At 61.9% G+C, this 12,858-nt stretch carries 12 protein-coding genes; 4 read left to right on the forward strand and 8 right to left on the reverse strand.

Annotated features, from left to right (window positions below):
* The first annotated feature begins 37 nt into the window (after positions 1-37).
* Together phoU and phoB are read left to right on the forward strand one after the other, a co-directional pair.
* Positions 38-757 carry a phosphate signaling complex PhoU family protein gene (phoU, locus tag M1E10_RS15705; protein WP_499173766.1) on the forward strand — a complete coding sequence of 240 codons (720 nt, stop codon included), beginning with the start codon at positions 38-40 and terminating at the stop codon, positions 755-757.
* A gap of 17 nt (positions 758-774) precedes the next feature.
* Complete coding sequence (gene phoB / locus M1E10_RS15710) at positions 775-1,461, forward strand: response regulator (RefSeq protein WP_499173767.1); 687 nt, start codon at positions 775-777, stop codon at positions 1,459-1,461.
* Between the two features lie 82 nt (positions 1,462-1,543).
* Here phoB and M1E10_RS15715 read toward each other — a convergent pair whose 3' ends face one another.
* The gene (locus tag M1E10_RS15715) at positions 1,544-1,801 is read right to left on the reverse strand and encodes a hypothetical protein (protein ID WP_499173768.1); all 258 of its coding nucleotides are present in this window, start codon (positions 1,799-1,801) and stop codon (positions 1,544-1,546) included.
* 260 nt (positions 1,802-2,061) lie between these two features.
* Here M1E10_RS15715 and M1E10_RS15720 point away from each other — a divergent pair, with 260 nt between their 5' ends.
* Positions 2,062-2,673 carry a transglutaminase-like cysteine peptidase gene (locus M1E10_RS15720; RefSeq protein ID WP_499173769.1) on the forward strand — a complete coding sequence of 204 codons (612 nt, stop codon included), beginning with the start codon at positions 2,062-2,064 and terminating at the stop codon, positions 2,671-2,673.
* A 21-nt stretch (positions 2,674-2,694) separates the two neighbouring features.
* Here the strand turns inward: M1E10_RS15720 and M1E10_RS15725 are convergent, their stop codons facing one another.
* The 6 genes from M1E10_RS15725 to M1E10_RS15750 form a co-directional block, all read right to left on the reverse strand.
* On the reverse strand, positions 2,695-3,030 hold the full coding sequence (locus M1E10_RS15725; RefSeq protein WP_499173770.1) for a helix-turn-helix domain-containing protein: 336 nt from the start codon (positions 3,028-3,030) through the stop codon (positions 2,695-2,697).
* A 76-nt stretch (positions 3,031-3,106) separates the two neighbouring features.
* The gene (locus M1E10_RS15730) at positions 3,107-3,871 is read right to left on the reverse strand and encodes a hypothetical protein (protein WP_499173771.1); all 765 of its coding nucleotides are present in this window, start codon (positions 3,869-3,871) and stop codon (positions 3,107-3,109) included.
* A 295-nt stretch (positions 3,872-4,166) separates the two neighbouring features.
* Complete coding sequence (locus M1E10_RS15735; protein WP_499173772.1) at positions 4,167-7,985, reverse strand: vitamin B12-dependent ribonucleotide reductase; 3,819 nt, start codon at positions 7,983-7,985, stop codon at positions 4,167-4,169.
* Between the two features lie 640 nt (positions 7,986-8,625).
* The gene (gene gpt / locus M1E10_RS15740; protein ID WP_499173773.1) at positions 8,626-9,123 is read right to left on the reverse strand and encodes a xanthine phosphoribosyltransferase; all 498 of its coding nucleotides are present in this window, start codon (positions 9,121-9,123) and stop codon (positions 8,626-8,628) included.
* A gap of 85 nt (positions 9,124-9,208) precedes the next feature.
* Positions 9,209-10,045, reverse strand: a complete 837-nt coding sequence (locus M1E10_RS15745; protein WP_499173774.1) for a universal stress protein — start codon at positions 10,043-10,045, stop codon at positions 9,209-9,211.
* Positions 10,046-10,156: 111 nt separating this feature from the next.
* Positions 10,157-10,936 carry a competence/damage-inducible protein A gene (locus M1E10_RS15750; RefSeq protein ID WP_499173775.1) on the reverse strand — a complete coding sequence of 260 codons (780 nt, stop codon included), beginning with the start codon at positions 10,934-10,936 and terminating at the stop codon, positions 10,157-10,159.
* Between the two features lie 236 nt (positions 10,937-11,172).
* Here M1E10_RS15750 and wrbA point away from each other — a divergent pair, with 236 nt between their 5' ends.
* Entirely contained in the window at positions 11,173-11,772 is a 600-nt protein-coding gene (gene wrbA / locus M1E10_RS15755) for an NAD(P)H:quinone oxidoreductase (RefSeq protein ID WP_499173776.1), read from the forward strand.
* 540 nt (positions 11,773-12,312) lie between these two features.
* Here the strand turns inward: wrbA and M1E10_RS15760 are convergent.
* A complete protein-coding gene (locus M1E10_RS15760; RefSeq protein ID WP_499173777.1) occupies positions 12,313-12,852 on the reverse strand; it encodes a DUF4142 domain-containing protein in 540 nt (179 codons plus the stop codon).
* Positions 12,853-12,858: the final 6 nt, after the last annotated feature.

A 12,858-nucleotide genomic window follows, 5' to 3' on the forward strand; every position in this document is an offset into this window, starting at 1 on the left:
TTCGGCAGCCCGACACGAAGCTAGCGAGGACCAGATAATGCCATCGATCCATATTACATCGGCCTATGATGAAGAACTGAAGTTTCTGACCCGCCGCATCTCGGAGATGGGCGGCCTTGCCGAGCAGATGTGCGCCGACGCCGTTCGGGCGCTGGTTAACTCGGATGGTGCTCTCGCCCAGAAGGTGATTTCCGACGACGTCATTCTCGACAACGCCGAGCGCGAAATCGGCGAAAAGGCGATCATCACCATCGCCAAGCGCCAGCCGATGGCGTCTGACCTGCGCGAAGTCATCGGGTCGCTGCGCATTGCAGCCGATCTCGAGCGGGTCGGTGATCTTGGCAAGAATACCGCCAAGCGCGTCATAGCGGTGCAGGAGAGCGGCATCCCGCGCAATCTGGCGCGCGGCCTGGAACATCTCTCCGAACTGGCGCTGATCCAGCTGAAGGACGTGCTCGACGTCTATGTCACCCGTTCGGTGGAAAAAGCCGAGGCCATTCGCCAGCGTGACGAGGAGATCGACGCGATCTATACCTCGCTGTTTCGCGAACTCCTCACCTACATGATGGAAGATCCGCGCAACATCACCAGCTGCACGCATCTTTTGTTCTGCGCGAAGAACATTGAGCGCATCGGCGACCATGCCACCAACATCGCCGAGACCATCTACTACATGGCGACGGGCGAGCAGCCCGAGGGCGAGCGCCCGAAGGACGATCGGTCCAACACGCTCAGCACAATCCTGAGCGACGATTAGGACAGGCGGAGACGGGCATGCAGCCAAGAATTACGGTGGTGGAAGACGAAGAAGCGCTGAGTGTGCTTCTTCGCTATAATCTCGAAGCCGAAGGCTATGAGGTGGAGACGGTCACCAAGGGCGACGAGGCCGAAATGCGGCTTCAGGAGCGGGTTCCGGACCTCCTGATCCTGGACTGGATGCTGCCCGGCGTCTCCGGCATCGAGCTCTGCCGGCGGCTGCGCATGCGCCGCGAGACTGAGCGCCTGCCGATCCTGATGTTGACGGCGCGCGGCGAGGAGAGCGAACGTATCCGCGGCCTCTCCACCGGTGCCGACGACTATGTGGTCAAGCCCTTTTCCACGCCCGAGCTGATGGCCCGCGTCAAGGCGATGCTGCGGCGCGCCAAGCCGGAGGTGCTGTCAGCGGTGCTCCGCTGCGGCGACATCGAACTCGACCGGGAGACCCACCGCGTCCATCGCAAGAGCCGCGAAGTGCGCCTGGGGCCGACCGAGTTTCGCCTGCTGGAATTCCTGATGACCTCTCCGGGCCGCGTCTATTCGCGCGCGCAACTGCTCGACGGCGTCTGGGGCCATGACATCTACGTGGATGAGCGCACCGTCGACGTCCACGTCGGGCGCCTGCGCAAGGCGCTCAACTTCTCCAACATGCAGGATGTCATCCGCACCGTCCGCGGTGCCGGCTACTCCATGGAAGGCCCCTGAGGCCAGGAAGGACCGACGTCGTGCCGGTCCCGCCAATCCGTCTCGCCGTTCTGTTCGGCAGCCCGATCAGTCGTGCATGCGCTCAGTCGAACGGATATTCGATCCGCTGCCGGTCGACGAGCCGCAGCGAGCGGTCCGGCGTGATGATGTAACGCTCCTGCCATTCCTGGCCGAACTGATCCCGGAACCGATGGTTGGCGGTGCTTCCGATCGGCGCCTTGGTGCGCCGCGTTTCCGGCTGCCCGCCATAGATCAGGCTCCCGGGGATCGGTTCGATCTGGCTCGCGGTCGTGCAGCCGGCGAGCAGGGCGGTGAGCGTCAGGACGTAGAACGGCTTCATGGGGAACTCCCGGGTTTCTGGCAGAGCAACGACTGGCGGCGCCAAAGTATCCCAAGCCGTGCGAATTTCCAGAAGATGGCCGGATGAAGCCCTATCGTGAGCTCGATGCGCGAGCCGACCATAGGTTTGGACACCGGCTCCACTGTTGTGCCGCCAGCCAAGGGATGACTGTCACCATGAAAATAAGGGGTAAGAGTTCGTAAATTGCGCCGGCTGTCATCCTTCCTTTAGATTTGTGTTAAGAATCAGGGGAACGGCGGATGAAACTTTCTCTCGTTTTTAGGGCGGTCCTTGCCGCTGCGGCGGTGGTGTGCCTTCCGGGCGTGGCGGCGTCCGGGTCCGGTGCCGGCGTGAGCATGGTGGTGGGCAAGCTTACGTCGCAGCCGATCGGGCACTTCGAGTTCTGCAAGCTGAACCGGAGCGAGTGCACTCAGCGCCTTCCGTCCGCCGTGCCGGGCAAGCTCACCGCGGAGAGATGGGCCGAGATCGAGCGCGTCAACGCCTCCGTCAACGCCCGCATCACCCCCAAGCGCGACAAGCTGATCTACGGGCGCGAGGAGGTCTGGACCTATCCGGTGACCGAGGGCGACTGCGAGGACTTTGCCCTGCTGAAGCGCCGGGAACTGGCAGCCAGAGGCTTTTCGCTGTCCGATCTTCTGATCACGGTGGTCCGCAAGCCGGACGGCGAGGGGCACGCGATCCTGACGGTGCGCACCGCCGACGGTGACTTCGTCCTCGACAATCTCGACCCGAGGGTCCGGCGCTGGACCGAAACCGGCTATGTCTACGTCAAGCGCCAGTCGTCCCGCGATACCGGCCGCTGGATGAGCATCGAAAGCCGCGGCGACGTGGTGGTGGGGTCGGTGCGGTAGGAGAGGGGTGGTATCCCTGGCTCAGGCCGGCATTCTGCGCAGTGCGTTGGCTGTTCCGTCCGGATCGATGGCGATCACTTTCAGATAGGCCCGCGCCGGCTGGTCCGGCTCTGACCGGCCCTGTTCCCAATCACGCAGCGTACCGAGCGGAATTTCGTATCGGAGCGCGAATTCTTCCTGCGTCAGACCGAGCGCACGCCGGATCACTCTCACCTGCGGCATGCGCGGCGCAGCGCGCAGCTGCGCTTGCGTCAGCGGCGGATTGTCGGGATCGGCCAGCGCATTGGCTTCCGCTTCCGCGTCGGTCATGGCGTCGAGGTGGGCCCAGTCAGTTTCATCGGCTTTTCCAGGTGGCATCTTAACATTCCCGGCGCTCAGCGCGCGATGCTCTATGGCTGTCCGGCCATCCCCTGGGAATGGCCGGACGATAACATCATTTGGTGGACAAGCCGCGGGCCGAGGCCTTGTCCTCTAAGCGCTCAGCAATTGGTTCCCATCGGTCGAAGATCTCCAAGGCTAGGGCTTCGATCTGCTTGCGGCGCTGCTTATAGCGCGTCGCCGCAAAATGAGTTTTTTCATCGAACACGTCCGCGACGTAACACATTTTGGGGTCTGCTGTGCCGAGAAAGTCCAGCGCGGATTCAGCGAACCAGTGCAATAGGGTCGCGAATAGAACTCCTCGTCTCATATCATCAACTGAGCGAAGCGGGGACGTTTTCCCAAAATACGGCTTTACCACCCCAATAAAGGGATCTCTGAAGCCAGGCGCACGTCTTTTGAGCAGGACCGACGGCTTGATGCGAACTTCAATACCGCAAATCTCCATTCCTGTTGGCATGCTCTGCGCAAGTTCAACACTACACTTAGAAGGAAGCGCCCAGTCCATATCCCGAACATGGGAAATGGCGTCCATTGCATTAAACAGGCGTTGTTCGTGATGATCAGTGAGTACTTCTCTTTCTCGATAAATCTTGGCAAGCCTTGTTTGATAAAGCTGATCGAGATTTTCTAGACGGATCGGGTCGGTGCATTGAGATACCAGATAAGGTCCGGTAGCGCGCTCGATGTCCGGATACATTGTATCCATTATGAACGTTGGAGGTTGAAGCGCATTCTCGATAATCTTCACCCGTCTTTGTGGGATTGCAAAGGCGTACTCGATCAGTTTGTGGGCGCTTAATATCTTTCTGGCAGTCATTAGATTGTCTCCTGCGTCGCGCGCATGGGAGGAATGCTGCCGCCCAACTCGACTCCAAGAAAGACTCTCCGTACAGTGACCTTGCGAAAGGGTGGAGAGCTTCTCTTTGCCCCACGAGAGCGACAGCTTGTTCGTGGTATCCAAAGCCGAGACCTGCAAGTCTCGGCTTTGGTGTTTTTGGGAGTTGCGCACATGCGCATCCCTTTATGTTTTCCTGGTCCCTCGACGGCGAAAGCCCAGGGATGTGGTCCCTGGGCTTTCCAAAGTTCATTGTGGCCGCTCCTCGGCTACCCGATCAGCTGCAGCCGCTCGTGGCACCGCACGTGTCGCACTTCTCGCACGTCCCATTCCGCACCATCGTGAAGTTCTGGCACTCGGAGCACATGTTGCCCGTGTAGCCCTGGGCGATCGAGCGCATGCGGCGCTGGGTCTCGAGCTTCTTGGCCTCTGCCTTGGCAGCAGCAGCGTCGTCGGCGGCCTTGTCGGAGAAGAGGGCTGTCGAGGCCTGCTGGCTTTCCGTGGCAAGCTCCTCGTACATCTCGGAGACAACCTCTTCGGCCAGTTCGGCGGCGCGTTCCTCATAGTCGCGCTTGAAGGAGACGACTTCGGAGGTCGAGATCGCCGCGGTCACGTCCAGCTTCCGGGCAGCCGAGCCCGAGAAGGAGGTGACGCTGCCGCCATGGCTGGCCTTGGCGGGGGCGGCAGTCGCGGCCCCTTTGGGCTCGCTCGACGACATCCCGCCGGAGACCAGCGTAGGCTTGTGGCCGCGCGTCCAGCCGGTCGAAACCAGGTTGGTCTTGCCTTCCTTGTAGCCCTTGCCCAGCGTGGTCGACGAGAAGTCCGACTGGTCGACATGGGCAAGATCGTTGCGGCCGAGATAGGAGACGGCGAGTTCGCGGAACACGTAGTCGAGGATCGACGTGGCGTTCTTGATCGCGTCATTGCCCTGGACCATGCCAGCCGGCTCGAACTTGGTGAAGGTGAAGGCCTCCACATATTCCTCCAGCGGCACGCCGTATTGCAGGCCGAGCGACACCGAGATGGCGAAGTTGTTGATCAGCGCCCTGAGCGACGAGCCTTCCTTGTTCATGTCGAGGAAGATTTCGCCGAGGCGTCCGTCGTCATATTCGCCGGTGCGCAGGAAGATGGTGTGACCGCCGATCTTGGCCTTCTGGGTATAGCCCTTTCGACGGGTCGGCAGCTTTTCCTGCTCGCGCACCAGCCGTTCGACGATCCGCTCGACGATCCGCTCCGATACGGTGACGGCGGCAGCGGCTGCCGGCATCTGCATCAGGTTGTCGACGGCATCATCCTCGTCGTCCTCGTCCTCGATCAGCGAGGCGTTGAGCGGCTGGGACAGCTTCGAGCCGTCACGGTAGAGGGCGTTTGCCTTCAGCGCGAGCTTCCAGGACAGCATGTAGGCGGCGCCGCAATCCTCGACGGTCGCCTCATTGGGCATGTTGATCGTCTTGGAGATGGCACCCGAGATGAACGGCTGCGCAGCCGCCATCATGCGGATGTGGCTTTCGACCGAGAGGTAGCGCTTGCCGATCTTGCCGCAGGGGTTGGCGCAATCGAAGACGGCGAGATGCTCGTCCTTGAGGAAGGGCGCGCCTTCGAGCGTCATCGCACCGCAGACGTGGATGTTGGCCGCCTCGATCTCCTTCCTGGAGAAACCGATGTGCTCGAGCAGGTTGAAGCTCATGTCGGCTAGCTGCTCGTCGGAAACCTTCAGCGTCTCCTTCAGGAAGTCGGCGCCGAGTGTCCACTGGTTGAAGACGAACTTGATGTCGAAGGCCGCCTTGGTGGCGCCGTTGATCGCCTCGATCTTCTCGTCGGTGAAGCCCTTGGCCTTCAGCGAGCCGGGGTTGACGCCGGGCGCCTGGTTGATGTTGCCGTGACCGACCGCATAGGCCTCGATCTCGGCCAGCTGGCTTTCGGAATAGCCGAGCGTGCGCAGCGCTTCCGGTACGGCGCCGTTGATGATCTTGAAGTAGCCGCCGCCGGCAAGCTTCTTGAACTTGACGAGGGCAAAGTCAGGCTCGATGCCGGTCGTGTCGCAATCCATGACGAGACCGATCGTGCCGGTCGGCGCAATCACGGTCGTCTGGGCGTTGCGGTAACCGTGCTGTTCGCCAAGCGCGATCGCCTTGTCCCAGGCAGCCTTGGCGTGGACGACGAGATCCTGGTCCGGGTTTTCGGAATGGATCAGCGGCACCGGGTTCACCGACAGGCCTTCGTAGCCGGTCGCTTCACCATAGGCCGCGCGGCGATGGTTGCGCATGACGCGCAGCATGTTGTCGCGGTTCGGGGCAAAGCCGGGGAAGGGGCCGAGTTCCGAGGCGATCTCGGCAGAGGTCGCATAGGAAACGCCGGTCATGATGGCGGTCAGCGAGCCGGCGATGGCGCGGCCTTCCGTCGAATCATAGGGAATGCCGGTCGACATCAGCAGGCCGCCGATGTTGGCATAGCCGAGGCCGAGCGTCCGGTACTCGTATGAGCGTTCGGCGATTTCCTTGGACGGGAACTGCGCCATCATCACGGAGACTTCCAGGACAACGGTCCACAGGCGCACCGCATGCTCGTAGTCGGTGATGTTGATGCGCTTGGTGGCGGCATCCTTGAACTGCAGGAGGTTCAGCGAAGCCAGGTTGCAGGCCGTGTCGTCGAGGAACATGTATTCCGAGCACGGGTTCGACGCGCGGATCGGGCCGGCAGCCGGGCAGGTGTGCCAGTCGTTCATCGTCGTGTTGAAGTGCAGGCCCGGATCGGCCGATGCCCAGGCGGCGTAGGAAATCTGTTCCCAGAGGTCGCGCGCCTGCAGCGTCTTCATCACCCGGCCGTCCTTGCGGGCAGTCAGGTTCCATTCGCCGTCGTTCTCGACGGCGCGCAGGAAGTCGTCCTTCAGCGAAACGGAATTGTTGGAGTTCTGGCCCGACACGGTCAGATAGGCTTCCGAATCCCAGTCGGTGTCATAGGTCTTGAACTCGAGGTCCTTGTAGCCCTGGCGGGCGAACTGGATGACGCGCTTGACGTAGTTTTCCGGGACCTGGTCCTTCTTGGCGGCCTTGATCTCGCGCTTCAGCGCCGGGTTCTGGTTCGGGTCGTAGCAGGCGTCGTTGTCGCCGTCGCAGTTGACGCAGGCCTTCATGATCGCCTTCAGGTGCTTGGCGACGATCTTGGAGCCGGTCACGAGCGCTGCAACCTTCTGCTCTTCCTTGACCTTCCAGTTGATGTATTCCTCGATATCCGGATGGTCGATATCGACCACCACCATCTTGGCGGCGCGGCGCGTCGTGCCGCCCGACTTGATAGCGCCGGCTGCCCGGTCGCCGATCTTCAGGAAGCTCATCAGACCCGACGACTTGCCGCCGCCCGACAGCTTTTCGCCTTCGCCGCGCAGATAGGAGAAGTTGGAGCCGGTGCCGGAGCCATACTTGAAGAGGCGCGCTTCACGGACCCAGAGATCCATGATGCCGCCCTCGTTGACGAGGTCGTCGCCGACGGACTGGATGAAGCAGGCATGCGGCTGCGGGTGCTCGTAGGACGACTTCGACTTCGTCAGCTTGCCGGTGAAGGGGTCGACGTAGAAATGGCCCTGGCCGGGGCCGTCGATGCCATAGGCCCAGTGCAGGCCGGTGTTGAACCACTGCGGGCTGTTGGGCGCGACGCGCTGGGTGGCGAGCATGTAGGCGAGCTCGTCCTTGAAGGCGGCGGCGTCTTCTTCAGTGGTGAAATACTTGCCCTTCCAGCCCCAGTAGGTCCAGGTGCCGGCAAGACGGTCGAAGACCTGGCGGGCATCGGTCTCGGAGCCGTAGCGCTGGTCTTCCGGCAGGGCGGCAAGCGCCTTCTCGTCGGCAACCGAGCGCCAGAGGAACGAAGGGACGTCGTTCTCCTCGACCTTCTTCAGCCGCGCCGGCACGCCGGCCTTGCGGAAATACTTCTGCGCCAGAACGTCGGTCGCCACCTGCGAGAACTGGGCCGGAACGTTGATATCGGCCAGCCGGAAGACGATCGAGCCATCCGGGTTGCGGATCTCGCTGACCCCCTTTCGGAAAGGGATGTCCGCATAGGCGCCCTGGCCGGGCTTGGTGAAACGACGTTCGATCCGCATTGCCTTGTGTCCCTCGTCTGTGGCCCGTTCCGGGGCGCAAATATCCGTCCCGGCGGCTCGCCATGACGGGCAGCCGGGGAAATCATGTGGTCCAGGTGAATCATCCGGGATGTCCAACCTGTATCTTGTGTTGATGGTCGGCTGCAACACTAAATATAGCGTTAACGGCCTCTTTTTACCAGCGCTGGATGCGCTTTTGGCAGATCAAAAAAAGACAAGGAAAAGCACTTGGCCGGCCGGCTCTTCAAGCCACCCGCCGCCGTCATTCCCGTCTGAACTCGAAGAAAGAACCAGCCTCGTTAGCTCTGGTTCCGCCGCCGCTGCAACACGTCGGCCAATCTCCTCCCAGCCATCAGATTCGTCAAGCCGTAGATCGCCATAGTTTTTTAACCACAAGATATTGTGTCGGTACCCTGTGGAAAACGGGGACAGCGAAAAGAATCAGATAAGTCAGGCGCTTGCGGGGAGAGATTGCCGCAAAAGCGGCGTCCGACCCCCGCTCGTCCACAGCCGTCGGAAGACGGCGGTCCATATCAAAAAACAGGTGTTGCAGATTGGTTCGCCAACGGAATCCGTTCAGCGCGATCCCCTTGCGCGGCAGAAGACATCCAACCGCCGCGCCGCCGTTGTCACCCGCAGGTCAGCCCTTGGGGCCCTTGGCGATCGGCTCCTGATAGGCAAAGCCCATGTCCCAGGGGAAATAGATCCAGGTGTCCTGGCTGACCTCGGTGACGAAGGTATCGATCATCGGCACGCCCGACGGCTTGGCATAGACGCAGGCAAAATGCGCCTTCGGCAACATGCCGCGCACTTCCGAGGCGGTCTTGCCCGTATCGGTCAGGTCGTCGACGACCAGCACGCCTTCGCCGCCGTTCGCCGAAAGCTCCGGTGTCACGCCCTTCAGCAGGTTCATTTCGCCCTGGTTGACGTAGTCGTGGTAGGAGGCGATGCACACCGTCTCGATCAGCCGGATGTTGAGCTCGCGCGAGATGATGGCAGCCGGCACAAGGCCGCCGCGGGTGATGCAGACGATGGCGCGAAACTCCTGGCCAAGCCCGGCCAGGCGCCAGGCGAGCGCCCGCGCATCGCGATGGAATTGATCCCACGAGAGAGGAAAGGCTTTTTCTGGAAGAGACATGAGCGGGCCATTTGCGAGAGCACAGGATGTGCGCTCGCTCTTAGCCGGGAAACCGAGCCGAAGGCAAGACTGTCGGCAGCGGTGGCTAGCGCGACATCAGCGACAGGGCGGTCATCGATTCGAGCAGGCTGCGGGTGACGCCGCCAAACAGCATTTCCCACCAGCGCGAGGTGCCATAGGCGCCCATGACAAGAAGGTCGACACTGTTGTCGGAAAGCCGGTTTTCGATGGCGTCCGCCGCCGACACGCCGCCGCCTTCCTGGGTGGTGAGGGTGACGTTGACACCGTGGCGGGCAAGGGCTGCGGCAAGCTCGACGCCGGCCATGTCGGCAAGCTGATTCGGCCTCTCCGGCGGATCGACGCAGAAGATCTCGACGCTCTCGGCCTTCTTCAGGAGTGGCAGGGCATCGAAGGTGGCGCGGGTCGCTTCGCGGGATCCGTTCCAGGCAATCATCACACGCTGGATCGGCTTTGGCACCGTCATGATATAGGGCACAAGCAGGACGGGCCGGCCGCTGTCAAAGAGCAGGCTTGCAATCTCGGAGCGGCTGTCGCTGGCCGATTCGCCCTGGCTTGCAATCACCAGATCCGCAGCGCGAATGGTTTCCATGACGGAGGAAGCGGCATAGCCCGCGGGGGACACGAAGCTGCGCCAGTCGGATGGGACAGTGTCGCGGGCGGCCTGCTCCCGGAAGATCTTCTCTACATCGGCCGTTTCCCGCCGCGCCATCGCCTGCAGCGCCTCGATGGCGGCCGGATCGGGAATTTCCATCGGCGCGATCAGCGGCACGGATGCCAGCGTCTCGGCATGCACGGCAAGCACATGCGCGTCAAAGCCAGCGGCCACCGACAAGGCGAAATCGGTGATCTGCGCCGCATGCGCCGGCGTGTCGAGAATGGCAACGATCGTCTTGTAGGTCATGGTCTCTCCCCTGAACGGATGCCCGTCGTCTCTACCAACCTGGCCCCATAGCCTCGCGCCTTCCTTGATATTGGTCAACCGGTGGGCGCTGGTCCACCGGCTGACGACGCATCAGGCATCCGCAGAGCCGTTCGACGGAAGGTGTTTCTGCTCCAGATCCCGTACCATCTGCTGCACATCGGCTGCCGCAGCGTCGATTTCCGCCTGCTCCCGGGCCCGGACGACGATTTCGGTCGAGAACCGCTTGCCGTCATACTTCGGGTAGGAGCCGATGCTGGTCTGCGGATGCGCCTTCTGGATTGCCGCCAGCGGGGTGCCGATGTCGCCTTCGCCGAAGGGGCAGGCGATGGCACGCGACAGCATCTTCGACCCCGTTCGCAGTTCCGGCAGCACATTGTCGAGCATTGCCTGGAAAACCTGCGGCACCCCGGCCATGACATAGACGTTTTCGACGATGAAGCCGGGCGCCGTGGAAACCGGGTTGGCGATGTGCCTGGCACCCTCAGGCATGCGCGCCATCCGCTGCCGCGCCTCGGTGAACTCCATCTCGCGGCGCTGGTACATGTCCGCAAGCAACTGCATGGCATCGGGGTCGTGGACGCAAGGCAGCCCGAAGGCCCTGGAGATCGAATCGGCCGTGATGTCGTCATGGGTGGGGCCGATCCCGCCCGACGTAAAGACGTAGTCGTAGCGGCCCCGCAGCGCATTCAGCGCCTCTACGATCGCCTCCTCCTCGTCGGAGACGATGCGGACCTCCTTCAGGTCGATGCCGGCCAGCGTCAGCACGTCGGCGAGGTGGCCTATGTTCTTGTCCTTGGTGCGGCCGGAAAGAAGTTCGTCACCGATGGCGAGCATGGCTGCGGCGACGACAGTGGAGGGACTCTGTGACATGGCTTGTCCTGATGTTCTGCAAGGGGTCTGACAGTCCTAAGCCCAATTGGTGTCGGGCAGAAGAGGCTGTCGTGCGGCGGTGAGAATCTTCTTCGTTTCGGAACTGAAGACGGATCAACCGGGTTCGTCTTCTAAATACGAACACTGCGTCGACCGGCGCAGGGGCTGCTGACCCGGCGTGAACAGGCTAGACTCATCACCACATCTGCAAAACCAACCCTGAACGGAGACGAAGCATGGCCAAGGTACTGGTTCTCTACTATTCCGCCTACGGGCACATCGAAACGATGGCCAAGGCCGTTGTGGAAGGCGCCCGTTCTGCCGGTGCCGACGTTACCATCAAGCGGGTGCCGGAACTGGTTCCTGAGGAGGTCGCCAAGGCTTCCTACTACAAGATGGACCAGGAAGCGCCGATCGCGTCCGTGGCCGAGCTTGCCGATTACGATGCGATCATCGTCGGTGCCGGCACGCGTTTCGGGACCATGGCCTCGCAGATGCGCAATTTCTGGGATCAGACGGGTGGTCTCTGGGCAGAAGGCAAGCTCGTCGGCAAGCTCGGCTCTGCCTTCACCTCCACGGCCACCCAGCATGGCGGCCAGGAATCGACGATCCTCAGCTTTATCCCGAGCTTCCTGCACCAGGGCATGGTCGTGGCCGGGCTTCCCTATGCCTTCCAGGGGCAGACGGGCGTGGAAGAAGTCAAGGGTGGCTCACCGTATGGCGCCAGCACCATCACCGACGGCGACGGCTCCCGCCAGCCTTCGGCCGTGGAGCTCGACGGTGCCCGCTACCAGGGCGGCTATGTGGCGAAGCTGGCGGCCAAGCTCTCGGCCTGATCACTCGAACCGATGGACAAAACGCGGCTCCCGGGCCGCGTTTTTTTGTGTCGACACCAGCACTGGTCGATACGGCTGGACCGCATCAGAAGAAACCCGTGATCGTACCTGACGGGAGCCCCGGCTTGGGGCAGGGGAGTGCGCCGGGGCTCCCGGCCGCGTAGACTGCCACGCGACCCATGGAAGATGGCATCGAAAGCCGGCAAGTCGAGATCGGCCGTGTTTTCTGGTTGACCAGCAGCTAACGCTTCACAGCGCCGTACCGGACCGGCGTATGGAGGAAAAAAAAAGCCCTGTCGCGAGACAGGGCAATAAGGGGAAAAAGCCCGGCTTTCTCAATCGGGCACGGCTACCTTACATGCAGCTTGCGGCGCGGCGAGTGCAGTTGCGGCTCTTCTGGTACGGTTGGAACAATTTCGAACGTCAGGGTGGGTCGGATCGCCGGCGCTTGCCGACATCGCCAACCTCACCCTAAAGCAGAAGTCCCGCCGTCGCCGGCGGGACTTCTTCAGAGAGCGGATCTCGTATGACGAGGGTCGGTCAATCCTGATCGAGTTGCTCGGCCATCTGCAAGTGGTGCTCGAGCGCCGGCAAGGTCTTGGCAGCAAAGGCCTTCAGCTCGGCGTTATCTCCTTCGGACCCATAGCGTTCGTACAGATCAACCGCAGCTTCATGCGCATCTTCCTGCGCCGAGTGATATTCCTCGGTGAATTCCTCACCCTGGAGTTCCGTGAGGTCGTCCAGCATTCCCTGATGCATTTCGGTCATCTGTGTCGGGATCTGCGCCTGGACACTGCCACCTTCGACGAGCTGCTTCAACTCGCTTGAGGTCTTCTGGTGGTCCTCGATCATCTGCTGCGCGAATGCCTTTGTCTCGTCGTCGCCCGCGCGCTCCAGGGCAAGCTTGCTCGATTCGATTTCAAACATATCGCTGGAGGCGGCCTCAAGGACGAAGTCCTCAGTCTTCGGTGGGACACCCGCGAGCGAATTGACGCCAGAGGTCTCCGCAGCCGATTGCGCAAGGGCAGAGCCCGAGACCATCATCAGGGTGGCCGCCGCGGTAAGGGTAAACTTGTTCATGTGGTA

It is taken from the genome of Rhizobium sp. PK7-22 (assembly GCF_056530405.1).

Coding starts and splice junctions, on each gene's coding strand:
- phoU (WP_499173766.1), top strand. CDS start 38: ATGCCATCGATCCATATTACATCGGCCTATGATGAAGAACTGAAGTTT.
- phoB (WP_499173767.1), top strand. CDS start 775: ATGCAGCCAAGAATTACGGTGGTGGAAGACGAAGAAGCGCTGAGTGTG.
- M1E10_RS15715 (WP_499173768.1), bottom strand. CDS start 1,801: ATGAAGCCGTTCTACGTCCTGACGCTCACCGCCCTGCTCGCCGGCTGC.
- M1E10_RS15720 (WP_499173769.1), top strand. CDS start 2,062: ATGAAACTTTCTCTCGTTTTTAGGGCGGTCCTTGCCGCTGCGGCGGTG.
- M1E10_RS15725 (WP_499173770.1), bottom strand. CDS start 3,030: ATGCCACCTGGAAAAGCCGATGAAACTGACTGGGCCCACCTCGACGCC.
- M1E10_RS15730 (WP_499173771.1), bottom strand. CDS start 3,871: ATGACTGCCAGAAAGATATTAAGCGCCCACAAACTGATCGAGTACGCC.
- M1E10_RS15735 (WP_499173772.1), bottom strand. CDS start 7,985: ATGCGGATCGAACGTCGTTTCACCAAGCCCGGCCAGGGCGCCTATGCG.
- gpt (WP_499173773.1), bottom strand. CDS start 9,123: ATGTCTCTTCCAGAAAAAGCCTTTCCTCTCTCGTGGGATCAATTCCAT.
- M1E10_RS15745 (WP_499173774.1), bottom strand. CDS start 10,045: ATGACCTACAAGACGATCGTTGCCATTCTCGACACGCCGGCGCATGCG.
- M1E10_RS15750 (WP_499173775.1), bottom strand. CDS start 10,936: ATGTCACAGAGTCCCTCCACTGTCGTCGCCGCAGCCATGCTCGCCATC.
- wrbA (WP_499173776.1), top strand. CDS start 11,173: ATGGCCAAGGTACTGGTTCTCTACTATTCCGCCTACGGGCACATCGAA.
- M1E10_RS15760 (WP_499173777.1), bottom strand. CDS start 12,852: ATGAACAAGTTTACCCTTACCGCGGCGGCCACCCTGATGATGGTCTCG.